We start from the raw sequence: 18664 nt of genomic DNA, 5'->3' as shown, positions 1-18664 counted from the left end.
CACGTTGTCCCTACTGCCCTGGGGAAGGCAGGATGACCCGCATGACGCACGCGATGCTGAAGGGCTCGAACGTCCCGCTCGACGCCACCGCCGTACGGGCCGTGCTGCGCTGGTCCCCGGGCACCGGAGTGCCCGATGTGGACGCCTCGGCCCTGTTGCTCGGGACCGACGGCCGGGTGCGTTCGGACGACGACTTCGTCTTCTACAACCAGCCCCGTCATCCGTCCGGGCTGGTCAGAAGGCTGTCCAAGAAGCAGGTCAGCGAGGGGCTGACCGATTCCGTCGAGGCGGACCTCGGCGCGCTCGACCGCACGGTGGACCAGGTGGTCCTCGCGGCGTCCTGCGACGACGAGGGGGAGGACGCGGGCACCTTCCGGCAGGTGCGTGACCTGCGGATCCTGCTGTACGACGCCCAGGTGACCGACGGCGAGCCGCTGGCCGTGTTCGACGTGCAGCCGGAGACCGGCGACGAGACCGCCGTGATCTGCGGCGAGCTGTACCGGCGCGGGGACGGCTGGAAGTTCCGGGCGGTGGGGCAGGGCTATCTGAGCGGTCTGATCGGCCTGGCCACGGCGTTCGGCGTCTCCGTGGACGACACGGCCGATCCGGCCGACTCCGCCCCTGAGCCGGCCGCGCCCTCCCCCGACGACCAGGCGACCGCCGCCTGGCCGGGGCCGGGGCCCGTGACGGCCGTACAGCCGCCCGCCCCCGCCGCGTACGTACCGCAGCCGCCGCTGCCGTCCCAGCCGCCCGCGTACGGCTACCCCCAGCCCGCCGCGGGCGACCCGTCCGGATACGGCTATCCGCAGCCGGCGGCGTCGCCGCAGCCCGCGTACGGATATCCGCAGCCCGCCGCGGCGGCCGCCCCCGCCCCCGACCCGAATTTCCGGCTGCCCCCGATGGGCCCCCAGTTCCTCAGCTCCTAGGAGCTGAGGAACACACCCCGGGGTGCGCCGGGGTCTCCGTACGGGGGACATGCTCAGGTCTTCGTCTTGTAGCCGCGTCCCCATTGCAGGCCCCAGCCGTACAGCCGGTCCAGCTCCGCCTGGAAGCCGTAGACGAACTTCACCTCGCGCCGCACGATCAGCTCGCCCTTGACGGTCTCCAGTGAGAAGACCGCGCAGGAGCGGGCCTGCGGCGCGTGCTCGTCCAGTTCGATCTCGACGCGGGGGCCGTTGCTCGGATAGAGCGTGATCGTGGCGTGCGTACGGTCGAAGGCCGGCGTCTGGTCGTAGATGTAGACGAAGACCAGGAGCCGCTTGATCTCCTCGCGGTGGTCGAGGTTGATGAAGATCGTCTCGCCCGAGGAGCCGCCGAACCGGTCGTCACCGCTGAGCTTGATGTACGGCGCCGCATTGAGGTCGCCGAAGAAGCCGCCGAGCGGCTGGACCACGCCCTTGCTGCCGTCGGTCAGTTCGTACATGCAACCCAGGTCGAGGTCCACGTTGACGAACCCCTGCGTGTGCGCCTGCACCACCTCGGGCTGGAAGAACTTCAGGGGGTGGCGCAGCAGCTGGCCGCTCTGCTTGGAGCGGCCGCCGATGTCGGACGTACGCATCCGCCAGGAGAGGTTCACCCGCAGATTGCCCGCCGCCGCGCCCTGCTTGGAGAGCGAGACCGACGGGCGGCGCTTGGTCAGTTCGATGGAGTTGGTGTGCGAACTCCCCGAATCGAACTGCGAAGCGCGTCCCCCCTGCCACAGGTTGTCCCAGAACGCCATGTCCCACCCCAAACTTCGTCGTCGACTCACCGGCACCCCACCGGACAACGGGGCGGCCGCGAGGCTTCCGCCTCTCGGCCGCCCCGTCCGGAGCGTTCCCTCGTTCCCCGTCCTGCCACACCCGGCGGGCCCGGGCTCACCACGGGCTCACCGGAGCACGGGTCCCGCGCGGGTCAGGTACGGATCAGGTACGGATCAGACGCTGACCGCTGTTTTGTCCTCGTCCGGATCCTTGCGGTCCTCGTCACCGCCCGCGGCCTCCAGCGCCCTGTTACGGCGCACGGAGGACCAGAAGGAGGCGGCGATCAGAACAATCCCGACAAGTCCGGTGATCACTTCGTTGATCGAGTGCTGGATGGTGACCAGCAGGATCACGGAGAGCGCACCGATCGCGTAGTGCGCGCCGTGCTCCAGGTAGACGTAGTCGTCCAGGGTGCCCTGGCGGACCAGGTAGACGGTGAGCGACCGGACGTACATCGCGCCGATGCCGAGGCCGAGCGCCATCCAGAAGATCTGGTTCGTGATGGCGAAGGCGCCGATGACCCCGTCGAACGAGAAGGAGGCGTCGAGGACTTCGAGGTAGAGGAAGAGGAAGAACGCGGCCTTGCCGGCCAGGCCGATCGCGGAGATCTCCTTGCCCTCGGCCCGGGCCTTCTCCTCCGCCTCGTGCTCCTGCTCCTCCTGCTCCTCCAGGCGGTTCTCGAAGAACGAGGAGAGTCCGCCGACGACGAGGTAGGTGATCAGTCCGGCGACCCCGGCGAGCAGGACGGTGGCCGACTTGTCCTGGGTGCCGGTGCTGGTGTGGGCGTGGGTGGCGAAGGTCAGCGCGGTGCCGAGCAGGGCGATCAGCGCGACGCAGACGGACAGCATGTCGACCTTGCCGAGCTTGGCCAGCGGGCGCTCCAGCCAGGCGAGCCACTTGATGTCCCGGTCCTCGAAGATGAAGTCGAGGAAGATCATCAACAGGAACATGCCACCGAAGGCGGCGATGCCCGGGTGCGCGTCGGTGACGAGGTCCTTGTAACGGTCGGGATCGTCGAGCGCGAGCTGCACCGCGTCGATGGGACCGACCTTGGCGCTGATGGCGACAATGACGACGGGGAACACCAGCCGCATGCCGAACACCGCGATGAGGATGCCCACGGTGAGGAAGATCTTCTGCCAGAAGGCATTCATCTTCTTCAGGATCCCGGCATTGACGACCGCGTTGTCGAACGACAGGGAGATTTCGAGGATCGACAGGATCAGTACGATCCCGAACGCCTCCCACCCCCACTGCCAGGCCGCGAAGGCCAGGCCGACCGCCGTGATGGCGAACGACCAGCCAAAGGTTTTCAGGATCACTGGCTACCCCATCTGGTTTTACGAGGTTTTCCCCCGCGCAGAGCTCTGCTTTACGAAACGTTGACCCCGAAGTCTAGAGCGATGCCCCGCAGACCGGACGCGTACCCCTGCCCTACCGCACGGAACTTCCATTCACCGCCGTACCGGTAGAGCTCGCCGAAGATCATCGCGGTTTCGGTGGAGGCGTCCTCGCTCAGGTCGTACCGGGCGAGTTCCTGCCCGTCCGCCTGGTTGGCCACCCGGATGAAGGCATTGCTGACCTGACCGAAAGTCTGCCCGCGATTGTCGGCGTCATGGATGGACACCGGGAAAACGATCTTGTCGCAGTGGGCCGGCACCTTGGAGAGATCGACCAGCAGCGATTCGTCGTCGCCGTCCCCCTCACCGGTCAGGTTGTCGCCCGTGTGCTCGACGGAGCCGTCCGGGCTCGTCAGGTTGTTGTAGAAGATGAACCATTCGTCGCCCAGCACCCGGCCCGACTGGCAGAGGAGTGCGCTGGCGTCCAGGTCGAAGGGCGCTCCGGTGGTGGAGCGCGCGTCCCAGCCGAGACCGACCAGCACCTGGGTGAGATCGGGTGCGGCCTTGGAGAGGGAGACATTGCCTCCCTTGGCGAGCGTGACGCCCATGATGGTGAGTCCTCCCCGAGGTGGTGTGATGCGGTACTGCCTGCCATGACGCGCCTGACGTCATGCCCGTTCCCGCCCTGTTCATGCCGTTCGGGCCCGTACCGTACCCGTGAACATCCGGACGAGCACCGTCCGGGGTCCTTCTTCTTGGCGGCTCGCAGCCGGTCAGGACAGGTACGTCTTCTGCCATTCCACCGAGGTCATGTTCAAGGCGGCCTCGGCAAGCGCCTGAGCCGAGGCGGTCTTGAGCTTCTCAAGGCTGCTGTCGATCCATCCCTGAACGTTCGCGCAGCCCTGCTCGCGATACTCGACCGCCTGGATGAGGCACTCGAGTTTGTCCGCGTCGTGCGCACAGATGACTTCCAGGGAGTCGCCCGTCTCGTACTCCTCGACGATCCGCTGAGCCCCCGCTCGCACCGCCGGGTGCGCCGCCGACACCTGGTCCGCGGTCACCTTCTCGTTCGATGCCGCGTCGAGGTAGCGGCGGCCAATGTGAGGGATGTCGCTGACGCGCGTCTCCTGCGTGTCGTGCCAGAGACCGAGCAGCGCCGTCTTCGCCGGGTCGGCGCCTTCCATCATGGCGAGGACCGAACCGATGAGGCCGACACGGAAGGAGTGCTCGGCGATGGTCTCCGGGTCCTTGACGCCGGCGATCCACCACCCGGACCGTTTGGCCCGCTTCAGCATGCCCATCTCGAACAGGAATCCTGCGGTGCCCTTCGCCTGATCCGTGTCTTCCGCCATGTCGTGCGCCTCCCTTTTCACCTGCGGTGGTCGCGTAGAACGTAGTGCACCTCACTGAGTTCCCGCCTTGAACGCGGTGAGATCCGGCAGCCGTCGAGCAGTGCCCCAGTCTGCTCGCAAAGCCGGACGGCCAGATCGGGCGAGACGAGAGGGAGCCACTTGTGGGCCGTCACGAGCGCCCAGAGGGAGTGCACGTACAGGTCGACATAGCCGGGTGCCTGATGAAGACCCTCGACCAACGAGCGCAGGAGTGACGGAGGCTCCCACCCCGGGGGTACCCGGCTCCGCATGAAGCCGTCGTTCGCCTGCGGCAGGGGCGAGACGCCCAGCCAATACGCCCAGTAGTTGAGGTTCGCGGTCTCGGCGGTGTCGTCATCGGCCATCGAGCGTTCGATGAAGTCGAGCAGGGGCTGCGGGTCTCCGAGACGTGCGAGAGCGGTCGTGGTCGAGCGGGCCTCGGCCCAGCGCGGCGTCCAGCCTCGGACCGCGAGGACGTCTCGGCGGGCGTGAAGGGCTTGGGCCCGCCATCCCGACGCCTCCGGACTCCGATCGTACGAGGTGAGGTAGAGCGCCTGGCGGTGGAGCAGGGCGCCGCCCTCCCCCGAGCCGCCGGCGGACTCGGCCACTTCCCAGAGGTGCGTGAAAAAGGCGTCGCGCTCCTGCGAGCCGAGGAGAGGAGCTTTGGCCACAGGGCCCCGGCGGGGCGGAACCGGACAGTTCGCCAAGGCGGGCGGAGTGGTGCCGTTCACAGCCCAAGCGATCATGTGGGCGGTGTCCCGGGTGTGCACCCAGCCGGCGAGGGGGTGCTCGCGCACAGGACCCGGGGGATCGAGAGCCGTACCGATGAGACGGTCGGCGTCCATCGCGGCGTCGAGCAGTCGAAGGACCGAAGCGGCCGCACCCAGGGCGGCCAGTCGGCGCCGCAGGTCTGAGAGAGTGCCTGCCTTCACGTTGGCCAGCGGACGACGACCGGACTCCCATCCCTGCACCGTGGCGAGGTCTGCCGTCAACTCCTCCGCCAACTGAGCCTGGGTACGCGGGATGCTCTCGCGTGCGAGACGGAAGACGAACCCCGCGACTGCGCCCGTAGCGGCACGGCTCGCCGGCGACCTGGCGATCATGAGGCCCCCCGTGCGCTCATCCGTCCAACCCGTACTCACAGTCAGTCCTACCGCACTCACGGCAACTTTACGGTGGTTTCGACGGATCCAACCAGGGCCTCCACGCTCCGTCCGTCCGTACGTTCCAGTTCCGACATCCACTCCGCTTTTGAGGAGACGCCGTGACAACCGCCGTCGAACAGCCCGCCACCGCGCCGTGGGGCGTCGCCCGCCTCGCCCCGTACCCAACCACCGTCCAGCGCCCGCACGCCTCGGTCGCCGTCGACGCCGGCACGCAGCTCGGGGTGTTCCGCGACCTCGCCGGCCGGGTGGTCGAGATGGGTGCGCACGGCACCAGCAAGGGCACCGAGACCTCGACCACAACGAACTCGGACTCCAAGAACGATCAAGGGCAGGACCAGGACTCCGAGCAGGACTGACGACGTGACCGAGGAGAGGCCGGTCCTGGTGGCCACGGAGGCGGACGACCTGACCGCCGACATGGTGATCACCGAACTCAACCGGCGGAACGTGCCCGTGGTCAGATTCAACCCTGCGGACATCGGCGCCGATCTCACCGTCTCGGCTCGGTTCGGCACCTGCTCGGCCTCCATGACCGGGCAGATTCGTACTCCATCGAGAGCCGCTGACCTGACCCGCGTCCGGGCGGTGTACTGGCGCCGCCCCGAGTGGCCCGCCTTCCCTCACCTGGAACCGGACGACGCGCGGTTCGCGGCAGCGCAGGTTCGCTTCGGGCTCGGGGGCGCCCTCTACGGGATGGACTGTCCGCTCTGGGTCAACCACCCCCTGCGTATCGCTGCCGCCGACTACAAGCCCGCTCAGCTCGCTCTCGCTCAGCGGCTCGGTCTCGGCGTACCCCCTACCCTCGTCACCAATGACCCGGCCGAGGCTCGCGAGTTCATCACCGACCGGCGCGACGTGATCTTCAAGACCTTGCGCTGGACGCCGTACGCACGGGACGGCGTGCCGGTCACCGGATGGGCTGATCCGGTAACGGCCGACGAGATCGACGAAAGCGTTCGTGTCACCCCGCACTTGTTCCAGTCCCGCGTGGACAAGGTCGCCGACCTCCGTGTGCTGATCGTCGGCCGACACACGTTCGCCGTACGGATCGAATCCGACCTGCTGGACTGGCGCAAGGATTACGGCGCTCTCACCTACACCGTCGAGCACCTCCCCGACCAGCTGACGAAGGGACTGCACCGTTACCTGGAGTTCCTCGGCCTGGTATCGGGGAGCTTCGACCTCGCCGTGGACCGGGCGGGAAACCACTGGTGGCTGGAGCTGAATCCGAACGGCCAGTGGGGGTGGCTCGAGAGGGAGACCGGCCTCCCGATGTCCTCCGCGTTCGCCGACCTGCTCACACAAGGAGAAACATGACCGACTCCGCGCGCGAGCGCCGCCGACTCGCCGCACTGCTGGCGGAGAACGGCGTCCTCACGTCCCCATCGCTGCGCACTGCCGTCGAAGCCGTGCCACGCGAACTGTTCCTTCACCCAGGGGTGTTTCTCGATGAGGGCGCTGTCTGGCGGCCCGTCACGGCCGCCGGAACCGATCCGGCCGAGTGGCTCAAGATCGCGTACAGCTACGACACCCTCACCACTCAACTGGACGGACATCTGACCGCCGACCGGACCGCTCAGCCCGTTGCGGGAGTGCCCACCTCTTCGTCCACCACCCCGGCCACGGTGGTCAGCATGATCGAGAGCCTCGGCCTGACAGCGGGAACCCGCGTGCTGGAGATCGGCACCGGCACGGGCTACTCCTCCGCTCTGATGTGCCACTGCCTCGGCGCGGACAACGTGACCACGGTCGAGGTCGATCCGGACGTGGCGGAACGCGCGGACACCGCGCTGGAGACGCTCGGATTCTCGGCCTGGACCGTCACCGGCGACGGTCTCCTCGGACACCCCCGAAACGCACCGTACGACCGCGTGATCGCCACCTGTGCCGTTCGGCGCATCCCGCACACCTGGGTCCGCCAGACCAAGCCGGGCGGCGTCATCCTGGGCACGGTGGGCTCCTGGCCGTACGGGACCGGCCTGGCCAAGGTGACCGTGGACAACGACGGCAATGCCGAGGGCCGGATCATCGGCCGCTCCTCGTTCATGCGGGCGCGGTCCCAAGCCGTCGTGCCGGTGGCCGGCGACCTGTCCGCCAGGACCGCCTACGTGGATGACGAGCGGGAGACCAAGGTGTCCCCTGCCCTGCTGGACGACTGGATGCCCGCGTTCCTCGCACAGCTCGCCGCGCCCGGCGCGCATCTCGTCCGCGCCGCCCGGGCCGACGGAACCCGACTGCTCTACCTCTTCGACCCCGATCTGGAGTCTTTCGCGGAGTTCGTCGTCCAAGGTGACGGGTGGATGGTCCGACAAGGCGGCCCTGTGCTCCTCTGGAACAGGATCGAGGAGACGCTCGTCGCCTGGGAGGCCGCGGGACGCCCCGAGATCGACACTGTCCAGCTCCGCATCACGCAGGCATCACATCGCTATTGGATCGAGGGAGCACCGGTTCTGAACTGGGAGCACCGTCTCGGCTGATGCAGGTCAGGGAGGGGACGCCCCTTTAAGGGGCGTCCCCTCCCTGACCTGCATGTTTGCTATTTCAGACGTTGACGCCGAAGTCCTGGGCGATGCCGCGCAGGCCCGAGGCGTAGCCCTGGCCGATGGCGCGGAACTTCCACTCCGCGCCGTTGCGGTACAGCTCGCCGAAGACCATCGCGGTCTCCGTCGAGGCGTCCTCGCTCAGGTCGTAGCGCGCCAGCTCGCTGTTGTCGGCCTGGTTCACGACGCGGATGAACGCGTTGCGGACCTGGCCGAAGGACTGCTGGCGGCTCTCGGCCTCGTAGATCGAGACAGGGAAGACGATCTTGTCGACGTCGGCGGGGACGGCGGCCAGGTTGACCTTGATCGCCTCGTCGTCGCCCTCGCCCTCGCCGGTGAGGTTGTCACCGGTGTGCTCGACGGAGCCGTCCGGGCTCTTGAGGTTGTTGAAGAAGACAAAATTGCCGTCGGTGGCGACCTTGCCCTCGGCGTTCGTCAGCAGCGCGCTGGCGTCGAGGTCGAAGTCACCGCCGGTGGTCGTACGGACGTCCCAGCCCAGACCCACGGTGACCGCGGTCAGGTTGGGCGCGGCCTTGGTCAGCGAGACGTTTCCGCCCTTGCTGAGGCTGACTCCCACGAGTCCTCCCTATGTGTTCTCGGGGCCGGGCAACCATGGTCGGCGACTCACGCCGCGGGCCGCGCGCCCCCTGGAGCGTTGGCATCGGATCAACGACTGGATCCTAGTGACCGGTTCCCGGCGGCTGTGCGATTTCCCGGGGTCCTGACCGATTGGTCCTGACCGGTTCACCGGACGGATTCAGAGGGCGTCGAGTGCCCGGACGTACTGCTGGAGGTCCCTGGCGTCCGGCAGACCGTTGACGATCTTCCAGCGCACCACGCCCTCCTTGTCCATGATGAACGTCCCGCGCACCGCGCACCCCTTTTCCTCGTCGAAGACGCCGTACGCCCGCGAGACCTCGCCGTGCGGCCAGAAGTCCGACAGGAGCGGGAACTCCAGCCCCTCCTGCTCGGCGAAGACACGCAGGGTGTGGATGGAGTCGTTCGAGACGGCGAGCAGGACGGTGTCGTCGGCGGTGAGCGCGGGCAGCCCGTCGCGCAGGGCCCGCATCTCGTCCGTGCAGACACTGGTGAAGGCGAAGGGGTAGAAGACCAGCACCACGTTCACGGCGTCGGCGTCGGCGTCGGCGTCGCGCCCGTGCCCGTGCCCGTGCAGGTCGGACAGCCGTACCGTCCGCCCGTGGTTGTCCCGCAGCTCGAAATCCGGGGCGGTGTCGCCCACCTCGATGGCCATGGCGTACAGCCTACGGACGCACGGGGCCCCCGCCGACCTGGGTCGGCGGGGGCCCTCAGGGCTGCCTCGAAGGCTGCTGACTGCTGCGGCTTGCGCGCTCGGATGCGGCGCTCGGAGTGTCAGCGCTTGGACTTCGCCGCCTTGGGCGTGACGAGCCTGCTGCCTGTCCAGTCCTTGCCGGCGCTCACGCTCCGGGTCTGGGACAGGCCCGCGGTCTGGCCGGCCTCGTTGATGTCGCTCGGCTCGACATAGCCATCACGGCCGGTCTTCGGCGTCATCAGCCAGACCGCACCGCCGTCCTCGATCAGACCGATGGCGTCCACCAGCGCGTCCGTAAGGTCGCCGTCCTCGTCACGGAACCAGAGCAGGACGGCATCCGCCACATCGTCGTAGTCCTCGTCGACGAGGTCCTGGCCGATGAGTGCCTCGATGGACTCGCGGAGCTCCTGCTCGACGTCGTCGTCGTAGCCGATCTCCTGGACCACCTGTCCGGGTTCGAACCCCAGCCTTGCGGCAAGGTTGGTCCGTTCCTCCGCGTGGTCCGCGGTCGCGCTCACGGATTGCCTCCTGATCATGTTTTGGGAAATGCGTCAGCCGCGCGCGTACGCGGGGCATTGGCCGTAGTCCACACGGGCGGGGCGGATCGCGCAAGTACCCGGAGGTCGAGACCGCCGAAACGGTGACGTTCCGGGCCCCTTCGTCGCATCTCCTGCCACTTCGACACCGCCTCCTGTGATGCCCGCCACACTTTTCGTCCTTCTTTGCAAGGTTATGCCGGATCGGTACGCCATTCGGGTCGCCCTCATCGAACAGAACACGGGGACGGGGCGGGCGTAAGCTTGCGGTCCGACGGGTTACCCCACAGTAGAGATGACGTTTCCGCCGCCGCGGTACACGATGGATCGACCCCGTGCAGCGGCACGCCCCGACCGAACAGCGAAGGAACAGCGTGGCTTCCGGATCCGATCGCAGCCCGATCATCATTGGCGGCCTTCCCAGCCAGGTCCCGGACTATGACCCCGAAGAGACCCAGGAGTGGCTCGACTCGCTCGACGCCGCCGTCGACGAGCGCGGGCGCGAGCGTGCCCGTTACCTGATGCTCCGGCTGATCGAGCGGGCCCGCGAGAAGCGGGTTGCTGTGCCGGAGATGCGCAGCACGGACTACGTCAACACCATCGCCACCAAGGACGAGCCGTTCTTCCCCGGCAACGAGGAGATCGAGCGCAAGGTCCTCAACGCGACGCGCTGGAACGCGGCCGTGATGGTCTCGCGCGCCCAGCGCCCGGGGATCGGCGTCGGCGGCCACATCGCCACGTTCGCCTCCTCCGCCTCCCTCTACGACGTGGGCTTCAACCACTTCTTCCGGGGCAAGGACGACGGCGACGGCGGCGACCAGATCTTCTTCCAGGGCCACGCCTCCCCCGGCATCTACGCCCGCGCCTTCCTGCTCGACCGGCTGAGCGAGGCGCAGCTCGACGCGTTCCGCCAGGAGAAGTCGAAGGCGCCGTACGGCCTGTCCAGCTACCCGCACCCGCGGCTCATGCCGGACTTCTGGGAGTTCCCGACCGTCTCGATGGGCCTCGGCCCGCTCGGGGCGATCTTCCAGGCGCGGATGAACCGCTACATGGAGGCGCGCGGCATCGCCGACACCTCCGCCTCGCACGTCTGGGCGTACCTGGGCGACGGCGAGATGGACGAGCCCGAGTCGCTGGGCCAGCTGTCCATCGCCGCCCGTGAGGGCCTGGACAACCTGACCTTCGTCGTGAACTGCAATCTCCAGCGGCTCGACGGCCCGGTGCGCGGCAACGGCAAGATCATCCAGGAGCTGGAGTCGCAGTTCCGGGGCGCCGGCTGGAACGTCATCAAGCTGGTCTGGGACCGCTCCTGGGACCCGTTGCTCGCGCAGGACCGGGACGGCGTGCTGGTCAACCGGCTGAACACGACGCCGGACGGTCAGTTCCAGACGTACGCGACCGAGACCGGCGCGTACATCCGCGACCACTTCTTCGGGGACGACCAGCGGCTGCGCGCCATGGTCGAGAACATGACCGACGAGCAGATCCTGCACCTGGGGCGCGGCGGCCACGACCACAAGAAGGTGTACGCCGCCTACGCCGCGGCCAAGGCCCACAAGGGCCAGCCGACGGTGATCCTGGCGCAGACCGTCAAGGGCTGGACCCTGGGGCCGAACTTCGAGGGCCGCAACGCGACCCACCAGATGAAAAAGCTCACGACCGCCGACCTCAAGGGGTTCCGCGACCGGCTGCACCTACCGATCCCGGACAAGGAGCTGGAGGACGGCGCGCCGCCGTACTACCACCCCGGCAAGGACTCGGAAGAGATCCAGTACATGCACGACCGGCGCAAGGCGCTGGGCGGGTACGTGCCCACGCGGGTCGTCCGGGCGAAGCCGCTGGCGCTGCCCGAGGACAAGACGTACGCGGCGGTGCGCAAGGGCTCCGGGCACCAGTCGATCGCCACGACGATGGCGTTCGTACGGCTGCTCAAGGACCTGATGCGGGACAAGGAGATCGGCAAGCGGTTCGTGCTGATCGCGCCGGACGAGTACCGCACGTTCGGGATGGACTCGTTCTTCCCGAGCGCGAAGATCTACAACCCGCTGGGGCAGCAGTACGAGTCCGTGGACCGCGAGCTGCTGCTCGCGTACAAGGAGTCGCCGACCGGCCAGATGCTGCACGACGGCATCTCGGAGGCGGGCTGTACGGCCTCGCTGATCGCGGCGGGCTCGGCGTACGCCACGCACGGCGAGCCGTTGATCCCGGTCTATGTCTTCTACTCGATGTTCGGTTTCCAGCGGACCGGTGACCAGTTCTGGCAGATGGCCGACCAGCTCGCGCGCGGTTTTGTGCTGGGCGCGACCGCCGGCCGTACGACACTGACCGGTGAGGGGCTCCAGCACGCGGACGGGCACTCGCACCTGCTGGCGTCGACGAACCCGGCGTGTGTCGCGTACGACCCCGCGTACGGCTTCGAGATCGCGCACATCGTGAAGGACGGCCTGCGCCGGATGTACGGCCCGGCCGTGGAGGGCGAGAGTCAGGACGTCTTCTACTACCTGACGGTCTACAACGAGCCGATCCAGCACCCCGCCGAGCCGGCCGACGTGGACGTCGAGGGCATCCTCAAGGGCATCCACCGCTTCAAGCAGGCTGAGCGGGGCGAGATCCCGGCGCAGATCCTGGCATCGGGTGTGGCCGTGCCGTGGGCCGTGGAGGCTCAGCGGCTGCTCGCCGAGGAGTGGAACGTACGGGCCGATGTCTGGTCCGCGACGTCGTGGAACGAGCTGCGCCGCGAGGCGGTCGACGTGGAGCGGCACAACCTGCTGCACCCGGAGGAGGAACAGCGCGTCCCGTACGTGACGCGGAAGCTGTCCGGCTCGCGGGGTCCGTTCGTGGCGGTGTCCGACTGGATGCGGTCCGTGCCGGACCAGATCTCGCGCTGGGTGCCCGGTACGTACCAGTCGCTGGGCGCGGACGGGTTCGGCTTCGCGGACACGCGGGGCGCGGCCCGGCGCTTCTTCCACATCGACGCGCAGTCGATCGTGCTCGGGGTCCTCACGGAGCTGGCGCGGGAGGGCAAGGTGGACCGCTCGGTGCTCAAGCAGGCCGTGGACCGCTATCAGCTGCTGGACACGGCGGCGGCCGACCCCGGCCCTGAGGGCGGCGACGCGTAGCCCGTACCCGTGGCGGATACGCCGAAGGGCGGCGGGACTCCGGTCCCGCCGCCCTTTGTGTCGCCGAACCCGGCTTCCGTGATACGCCGGGTGTTTTCCGCGGGCCGGCCCGGTCCGCGACCTCCGCGGCCGCACGAGCGGGGGCCCGCACCCTGCGGGTACCCCCGCTCAGCGACTCAAACATGCGTTCCCCGTCAGGTCTCCCAGACCTTGAACGCCCGGACGCGGTACGGCGAGCGCGGCACCCACGTGCCGCCGCCCGGGTACGTCTCGAACTCCCCCGTCTCTCCGCACTCCGCGGACTGGTAGGTGGTCACGGGCCGTCCGGTGCGGTTGGCCAGCGAGGCGGCCGTGGCCCCCGCCGGGAGCGGTACGCAGCTGTCGATGTCGAGTCCCGACAACTCGTGGATCCACCGGGAGCCGGTGAAGTCGTCCTTCCCCCAGAGGCACAACTCGCCCGCCGCGCACGCCCCCAGACGCGGCGGTGCGGCGGTGGCGCTGCCGGCCGGCAGCAGGGTGGTGGCGAGCAGCGCCCCCAGGGCGAACAGGCTCGTGCGTGTGATGGTGCTGATTCGGTTGGTTCCGTTGAATCCGTTGGTTCCGCGCATGCGGATCATCCCCCGTCGTCGTACGTGTTCTTGTCGGTCATCCGTACCCTGACCTGCGCGGGACCCGCCGGGGAAGAGGTCTCGGGGCGTACCACCCGGATAGGCGACGGCCCCGCCGGAAGGTTCCGGCGGGGCCGTGTGGGGAGCGGAATTGACGTCGGGTCAGCCGGAGGCTGACATCAGATGTGCACCCCCGCGTCGGCGGCGTCCGCGTTGACGCCCCGCTTCGTCAGCAGCGCGACGAAGACCGCCACGGCGCCGACGCCGGCGGCGACCAGGCAGGCCAGCCCCATGCCGGACATGAAGGTGTCGTGCGCGACGGAGGTGATCTTCGCGGCGATCTCGGCGGGGGTGCCTGGCGCCACCGGCGGCACACCGACCTGGACGGCCTCGGCCGCCTTGTCCGCCTGGTCAGGCGTGAGCGGCGGCAGGCCCGCGTCGGTCCAGTTGCCCGGCAGGTCGTTGGAGACCTTCGAGGCCATGACCGCGCCGAGCACGGCCGTACCGAGGCTGCCGCCGATCTGCATGGAGGCCTGCTGGAGGCCGCCCGCGACACCGGACAGCTCCATCGGGGCGTTGCCCACGATGACCTCCGTCGCGCCCACCATGACCGGCGCGAGACCCATGCCGAGCAGGGCGAACCAGATCGACATGACAAAGCTGCTGGTGCCTGTCTCCAGCGTGGACATGCCGAACATGGCGACGGTGGTGAAGATCATGCCGGCCGCGAGCGGGATCCGGGGGCCCACCTTGGTGATGACCACCCCGGCGAGCGGCGAGGCGACGATCATCATGCCGGTGAGCGGCAGGAGGTGCAGACCGGCGTCGACCGGGCTCATGCCGTGCACGTTCTGGAGGTAGAACGTCACGAAGAACAGGCCGCCGAGGAAGGCGATGGCCATCAGCGCCATCAGCACCACACCGGCGGAGAGCGGTACGGAGCGGAACAGGCCCAGCGGGACGAGCGGTTCCTTGACCTTCGTCTCCCAGAAGGCGAAGAGCCCGAAGGCGACGAGGGAGCCGATGATGAAGAGCCAGGTCAGGCCCGAGCCCCAACCCCACGTCGGGGCCTGGATGATCGCCCAGACCAGGCAGAACATCGCGGTGGAGAGCAGCAGGATGCCGAGGACGTCGAACGACTTCGGCGCCTTCTCGGCGCGGTGGTCCTTGAGGATCACGATGCCGATCCCCAGGGCCACGATGCCCACCGGCACGTTGATGAAGAAGACCGACTGCCAGCTGACGTTCTCGACGAGCAGACCGCCGATGATCGGGCCGCCCGCGGTGGAGGCGCCGATGACCATGCCCCAGATGCCGATGGCCATGTTCAGCTTCTCGGCGGGGAAGGTCGCACGCAGGAGACCCAGCGCGGCGGGCATCAACAGGGCGCCGAAGAGGCCCTGGAGCACACGGAAGACGACCACGAGCGCGATGCTGTGGGAGAGGCCGATGGCCCCCGAGGCGGCGGCGAAGCCGGTGACGCCGATGAGGAAGGTCTGGCGGTGGCCGAAGCGGTCACCGAGCTTGCCGGCCGTGATCAGGGCGACGGCGAGGGCGAGGAAGTAGCCGTTGGTGATCCATTGGACGTCCGCGAAGCTCGCGCCGAGGTCCTTCTGGATGGCCGGGTTGGCTATCGCCACGATGGTGCCGTCGAGCGCCACCATCATCACACCGATGGCAACTGAGAAAAGAGTCAACCAGGGGTGGCCGCGCAGCCCTTTGGCGGGCGTCGGTGCCGGGGGTTCCGGGGTCTGCGGCGCTGTGTCGACGGTGGTCTGACTAGTCATACCGAGCACGCTAGTGTCAGTCACTGACAGTTGACAAACCATTTCACAAGTCGGTAACTGTCACGTAGCTCACAGATACACTGAGCAGGTCAAAGCGGTGCGAAGCGGTGGAACGAGGACCAATCGGTGGTGCATGAAACGGTGACCGGGCATCCGGTCGGGCTGCGCGCCCGCAAGAAACAGCGCACCCGCGACGCGCTGTTGCGCGTGGCACTGGAACTCTTCACCACACAGGGGTACGAACAGACCACGGTCGACGAGATCACGGACGCCGTCGAGGTCTCCCAGCGCACCTTCTTCCGCTACTTCGCCGGCAAGGAGGAGGTCGTCTTCTCCGTCGTACGGATGGTGGAGGGGCGGTTCGTCGAGGCGCTGCGTGTACGGCCCGCCGCCGAGGGGCCGTTCGAGGCGATGCGCCGGGCCGTCACCTCCGCCTGGCAGGGTGTCAGCGAGGCGATCGAGGCCGTCGTCCCCGTCGAACTGCACATGCGGACCTATCAGCTGATCGAGTCGACGCCCGCGCTGCTCGCCGTGCACCTGCGGCGTTCGGCCGAGTTGGACGAGGAGATCGCGCGGCTGATCGCGGACCGCGAGGGGCTGGACGTGGACGCCGACCCCCGGCCCCGGGTGGCCGTCGCCGCGTTCACCGGCGTGATGCGGGTGACGGGCCGGCTCTGGGGCCAGGGCCAGGACACGAGCGTGGAGTCGCTGGGCGCGCTGTCGGAGACGTACCTGGACCATCTGGGTCCCGCGCTCGCGGAGGACTGGCGGCGGCCGGACACGCCCTAGGGCCGATTCGACCTTACGCGACGTCATCTTCGGTGACTTGCACGCGTGTCGCGCGCCGGAGCGTACGCGCCGCGCGTACCCATGGTGACGTTACCGTCGGTTCATTCCTTCGTTGCGCGTGATGTGCCTCACCCTCGCCACGAGGGCACCTACGCGCGTCCTAGGCTGGTAGTTAGTGACTTCCTTCGAAACTGATCCTCCGTTGAGCGCCTGGCGCATGCTTCTCGCGCTCGCCGTTGTCTTCGTCCTCCTGGCCACCACCGGGTGGACCGCGGTACGCCATCACCGCGGCCCCAGCGAGCCCCTGGAGATCGCCGTCTCCGCGTGGGAGCGGGGCCGTATAGGAGCACGGGACCTCCCCGACACGGACACCTCACCGAAGCTGATCGCGGCCTTCTTCACGTCGCTGACGGCCGCTCAGCAGACCGCGCTGGTGCGCAGATACCCCCTCGTCGTGGGCAATCTCAACGGCGCTCCGGTGACGTTGCGTTACCGGGCCAACCGGCTGGCGCTCCATCAGGCGCGTGAGGTCGAGCGGCGCCGTACGCACGACGTCCGGTTGTCGCCCGACGGGCGCAGGCAGGCGGGGCGCACGATGAACCGCTACACCTCGATGCTCCACCCGGACCGGCGGATGCTCGCCTTCGACCCGTCCGGGAAGGGCCGCGCCGCCGAGGTGTTCGGCGATCTGGACCACGCCGAGCGGGTCTCGATCGTGGTGCCGGGTGTCGACACGAACGTACTGACCTTCGAACGGACCGAACGCAAGTACTCGGCGCCCGCCGGGATGGCGGGGGCGCTGTACGCGGCCGAGCGGGAGGCGGATCCGGACGCCCGTACCGCGGTCATCGCCTGGGCCGACTACACCTCGCCCGCCGGTCTCGGCATGGACGCGGCCATCGGGAAGCTCGCGGAGGCCGGCGGCGTACGGCTCACCGCGCTCGTCCGGGCGCTGCCCGGCCGGTCGCGGGTCTCCCTCTTCTGCCACAGTTACGGCTCCGTCGTGTGCGGGGTCGCCGCAGACGAGCTGCCGGCGCGGGTGACGGACGTGGCGGTCGCCGGGAGCCCGGGGATGCGGGTCGGCAACGCCGCCCAACTGCACACCACCGCCCGGGTGTGGGCCATGCGCGACCGCGACGACTGGATCCAGGACGTACCGTACCTGGCGGTCGGCGGACTCGGGCACGGCGCGGACCCGGTGAGCGGGCACTTCGGGGCGCGGATCCTGTCGGCGGACGGCGCGGTCGGGCACAGCGGGTACTTCGTGCCGGGCACGGACAGCCTCGACAACTTCGCCGACATCGGGGTCGGGTCGTACCGCGCGCTGCGGTGCGCCGACACGGACAGCGACTGCCGGAGCGACCTCCTCCGGGCGGACGCGATCGGACGCGCGTAGAACTCCCCCCGCCGGTGCGGGCGACGCGGCGGCGCGCGGCGCCTACGATGTGCCGTATGGGTGATGTGCTGGGCGGAATTCATGCCACCTGGGAGTTCGAGAGCGATTCCGTGCTCGTCCGCTTCGAACGGGGGATACGCGCGCCGAAGCTCTTCCAGGCCCTCGGTGAACGCCGTGTCCCGCACGCGGCGTTGTCGTCGGTGACGCTCTCCCCCGGCAAGCGCGGGACGGTCGTGCTGCACGCGGTCCCGAGGCCGGGCGCCGATCCCCTGATGGAGGCGGCGGCCGGCCAGCTCAGGGGGAGCAGCGATCCGTACCGGCTGGTGCTGCCGGCCGAGCGCGAGACGCTCGCGGAGTACTACGCGGACGAGCTGCGGGCGGCGCTCGCGGACGGGCCGGGCGCGCGGGAGCGCCTGGAGCCCGCCGAGCGGTTCCTGGTGGACCCGCCGGAACGGCCCAGGACCTTCAAGGCGTTCGACGGCAAGGCCGTCTTCGACGGGGAGCAGGTGTCCTTCCGCTGGTCGTGGACGGGCGCGTCCTCCGCCAAGTGGAAGGCCGGCGACCAGAGTTTCGCGGTCAGGGACCTGCACGGGGTCGAGTGGCGCTCCCCCGAGGTCTTCGACGGCTACCTGCGGCTGCTGCTGCGCGACGGCCAGGGCGCGGACCTGCCGCGGGCCCCGCAGCCGGCCCAGGCCGACCACGACCCGGCGGCCGTGGTCTTCGGCCTCGGCTACGGCCCGGTGCACGAGTCACTGCCGTTCGCGGCGGCGGTCCTCCACGCGGTACGGGGCGCTGGGGCGGCCCCGGGCCCGCCGCGGGTCCCGGTCCACGCGGTGGCGGCGGCCCGCAGCGACCCGGCGGACGTGGCGGAGCGAATCCGCCACCTCGGGGAGCTGCACCAGGCGGGCCTGGTGACGGACGACGAGTTCAGCGCGAAGAAGGCGGAGTTGCTGGCGGAGCTGTGACGGGCCGGCCTCGCG

The 18664-nt window shown here is 69.0% G+C and carries 18 protein-coding genes; 8 read left to right on the top strand and 10 right to left on the bottom strand.

The window, feature by feature from the left end; translation table 11 throughout:
• Positions 1 to 32 precede the first annotated feature (32 nt).
• Positions 33 to 926 carry a TerD family protein gene (locus tag OG349_RS25535; protein ID WP_327236806.1) on the top strand — a complete coding sequence of 298 codons (894 nt, stop codon included), beginning with the start codon at positions 33 to 35 and terminating at the stop codon, positions 924 to 926.
• 53 nt (positions 927 to 979) lie between these two features.
• On the opposite strand, the gene OG349_RS25530 is transcribed toward OG349_RS25535, so the two are convergent.
• The 5 genes from OG349_RS25530 to OG349_RS25510 all read right to left on the bottom strand — a co-directional run bounded on the left by OG349_RS25530 (position 980) and on the right by OG349_RS25510 (position 5555).
• Positions 980 to 1720 carry a TerD family protein gene (locus OG349_RS25530; protein WP_327236805.1) on the bottom strand — a complete coding sequence of 247 codons (741 nt, stop codon included), beginning with the start codon at positions 1718 to 1720 and terminating at the stop codon, positions 980 to 982.
• Positions 1721 to 1915: 195 nt separating this feature from the next.
• Positions 1916 to 3064 (bottom strand): DUF475 domain-containing protein, encoded by a 1149-nt coding sequence (locus OG349_RS25525; RefSeq protein WP_327236804.1) that lies wholly within the window; start codon positions 3062 to 3064, stop codon positions 1916 to 1918.
• 50 nt (positions 3065 to 3114) lie between these two features.
• Positions 3115 to 3690 (bottom strand): TerD family protein, encoded by a 576-nt coding sequence (locus OG349_RS25520; protein WP_161310873.1) that lies wholly within the window; start codon positions 3688 to 3690, stop codon positions 3115 to 3117.
• Positions 3691 to 3855: 165 nt separating this feature from the next.
• Entirely contained in the window at positions 3856 to 4434 is a 579-nt protein-coding gene (locus OG349_RS25515; protein WP_327236803.1) for an HD domain-containing protein, read from the bottom strand.
• 17 nt (positions 4435 to 4451) lie between these two features.
• Positions 4452 to 5555 carry an XRE family transcriptional regulator gene (locus OG349_RS25510; protein WP_327236802.1) on the bottom strand — a complete coding sequence of 368 codons (1104 nt, stop codon included), beginning with the start codon at positions 5553 to 5555 and terminating at the stop codon, positions 4452 to 4454.
• 161 nt (positions 5556 to 5716) lie between these two features.
• Between OG349_RS25510 and tgmA the strand changes: the two genes are divergently transcribed.
• From tgmA to tgmC, 3 genes are read left to right on the top strand one after another with little or no spacing between them, the layout of a single operon-like run.
• Positions 5717 to 5974 carry a putative ATP-grasp-modified RiPP gene (gene tgmA, locus OG349_RS25505; protein ID WP_327236801.1) on the top strand — a complete coding sequence of 86 codons (258 nt, stop codon included), beginning with the start codon at positions 5717 to 5719 and terminating at the stop codon, positions 5972 to 5974.
• 4 nt (positions 5975 to 5978) lie between these two features.
• Positions 5979 to 6935, top strand: a complete 957-nt coding sequence (gene tgmB / locus OG349_RS25500) for an ATP-grasp ribosomal peptide maturase (protein WP_327236800.1) — start codon at positions 5979 to 5981, stop codon at positions 6933 to 6935.
• Positions 6932 to 8095 carry an ATP-grasp peptide maturase system methyltransferase gene (gene tgmC, locus OG349_RS25495; protein ID WP_327236799.1) on the top strand — a complete coding sequence of 388 codons (1164 nt, stop codon included), beginning with the start codon at positions 6932 to 6934 and terminating at the stop codon, positions 8093 to 8095. The genes tgmB and tgmC overlap by 4 nt, the downstream gene beginning before the upstream one ends.
• A gap of 64 nt (positions 8096 to 8159) precedes the next feature.
• Here the strand turns inward: tgmC and OG349_RS25490 are convergent, their stop codons facing one another.
• The 3 genes from OG349_RS25490 to OG349_RS25480 all read right to left on the bottom strand — a co-directional run bounded on the left by OG349_RS25490 (position 8160) and on the right by OG349_RS25480 (position 9967).
• A complete protein-coding gene (locus OG349_RS25490) occupies positions 8160 to 8735 on the bottom strand; it encodes a TerD family protein (RefSeq protein WP_161310879.1) in 576 nt (191 codons plus the stop codon).
• A 180-nt stretch (positions 8736 to 8915) separates the two neighbouring features.
• A complete protein-coding gene (locus tag OG349_RS25485; RefSeq protein ID WP_327236798.1) occupies positions 8916 to 9410 on the bottom strand; it encodes a peroxiredoxin in 495 nt (164 codons plus the stop codon).
• Positions 9411 to 9529: 119 nt separating this feature from the next.
• A complete protein-coding gene (locus OG349_RS25480) occupies positions 9530 to 9967 on the bottom strand; it encodes a DUF3052 domain-containing protein (RefSeq protein ID WP_161310881.1) in 438 nt (145 codons plus the stop codon).
• A gap of 392 nt (positions 9968 to 10359) precedes the next feature.
• Between OG349_RS25480 and aceE the strand changes: the two genes are divergently transcribed.
• Positions 10360 to 13104, top strand: coding sequence for a pyruvate dehydrogenase (acetyl-transferring), homodimeric type (gene aceE, locus OG349_RS25475; RefSeq protein ID WP_327236797.1), 2745 nt, complete (start codon positions 10360 to 10362; stop codon positions 13102 to 13104).
• 194 nt (positions 13105 to 13298) lie between these two features.
• Here aceE and OG349_RS25470 read toward each other — a convergent pair whose 3' ends face one another.
• Together OG349_RS25470 and OG349_RS25465 are read right to left on the bottom strand one after the other, a co-directional pair.
• Complete coding sequence (locus OG349_RS25470) at positions 13299 to 13712, bottom strand: peptidase inhibitor family I36 protein (protein ID WP_327236796.1); 414 nt, start codon at positions 13710 to 13712, stop codon at positions 13299 to 13301.
• 179 nt (positions 13713 to 13891) lie between these two features.
• Entirely contained in the window at positions 13892 to 15499 is a 1608-nt protein-coding gene (locus OG349_RS25465; RefSeq protein ID WP_327236795.1) for an MFS transporter, read from the bottom strand.
• A gap of 126 nt (positions 15500 to 15625) precedes the next feature.
• On the opposite strand from OG349_RS25465, the gene OG349_RS25460 reads away from it, so the two are divergent.
• The 3 genes from OG349_RS25460 (at position 15626) to OG349_RS25450 (ending at position 18649) form a co-directional block, all read left to right on the top strand.
• Positions 15626 to 16288, top strand: coding sequence for a TetR/AcrR family transcriptional regulator (locus OG349_RS25460; protein ID WP_327236794.1), 663 nt, complete (start codon positions 15626 to 15628; stop codon positions 16286 to 16288).
• Positions 16289 to 16463: 175 nt separating this feature from the next.
• Entirely contained in the window at positions 16464 to 17684 is a 1221-nt protein-coding gene (locus OG349_RS25455; RefSeq protein ID WP_327236793.1) for an alpha/beta hydrolase, read from the top strand.
• A gap of 56 nt (positions 17685 to 17740) precedes the next feature.
• Entirely contained in the window at positions 17741 to 18649 is a 909-nt protein-coding gene (locus OG349_RS25450; protein ID WP_327236792.1) for a DUF4429 domain-containing protein, read from the top strand.
• Positions 18650 to 18664 lie beyond the last annotated feature (15 nt).

Source organism: Streptomyces sp. NBC_01317 (assembly GCF_035961655.1).
GTDB lineage: Bacteria > Actinomycetota > Actinomycetes > Streptomycetales > Streptomycetaceae > Streptomyces.
The sequence above is the reverse complement of the archived record's forward strand: the minus strand, read 5'-3'. Positions and strand labels throughout refer to the sequence as shown.

Coding starts and splice junctions, on each gene's coding strand:
- OG349_RS25465 (WP_327236795.1), bottom strand. CDS start 15,499: ATGACTAGTCAGACCACCGTCGACACAGCGCCGCAGACCCCGGAACCC.
- tgmC (WP_327236799.1), top strand. CDS start 6,932: ATGACCGACTCCGCGCGCGAGCGCCGCCGACTCGCCGCACTGCTGGCG.
- OG349_RS25535 (WP_327236806.1), top strand. CDS start 33: ATGACCCGCATGACGCACGCGATGCTGAAGGGCTCGAACGTCCCGCTC.
- OG349_RS25515 (WP_327236803.1), bottom strand. CDS start 4,434: ATGGCGGAAGACACGGATCAGGCGAAGGGCACCGCAGGATTCCTGTTC.
- OG349_RS25450 (WP_327236792.1), top strand. CDS start 17,741: ATGGGTGATGTGCTGGGCGGAATTCATGCCACCTGGGAGTTCGAGAGC.
- OG349_RS25530 (WP_327236805.1), bottom strand. CDS start 1,720: ATGGCGTTCTGGGACAACCTGTGGCAGGGGGGACGCGCTTCGCAGTTC.
- OG349_RS25520 (WP_161310873.1), bottom strand. CDS start 3,690: ATGGGCGTCACGCTCGCCAAGGGAGGCAATGTCTCCCTCTCCAAGGCC.
- OG349_RS25510 (WP_327236802.1), bottom strand. CDS start 5,555: ATGATCGCCAGGTCGCCGGCGAGCCGTGCCGCTACGGGCGCAGTCGCG.
- OG349_RS25485 (WP_327236798.1), bottom strand. CDS start 9,410: ATGGCCATCGAGGTGGGCGACACCGCCCCGGATTTCGAGCTGCGGGAC.
- OG349_RS25470 (WP_327236796.1), bottom strand. CDS start 13,712: ATGCGCGGAACCAACGGATTCAACGGAACCAACCGAATCAGCACCATC.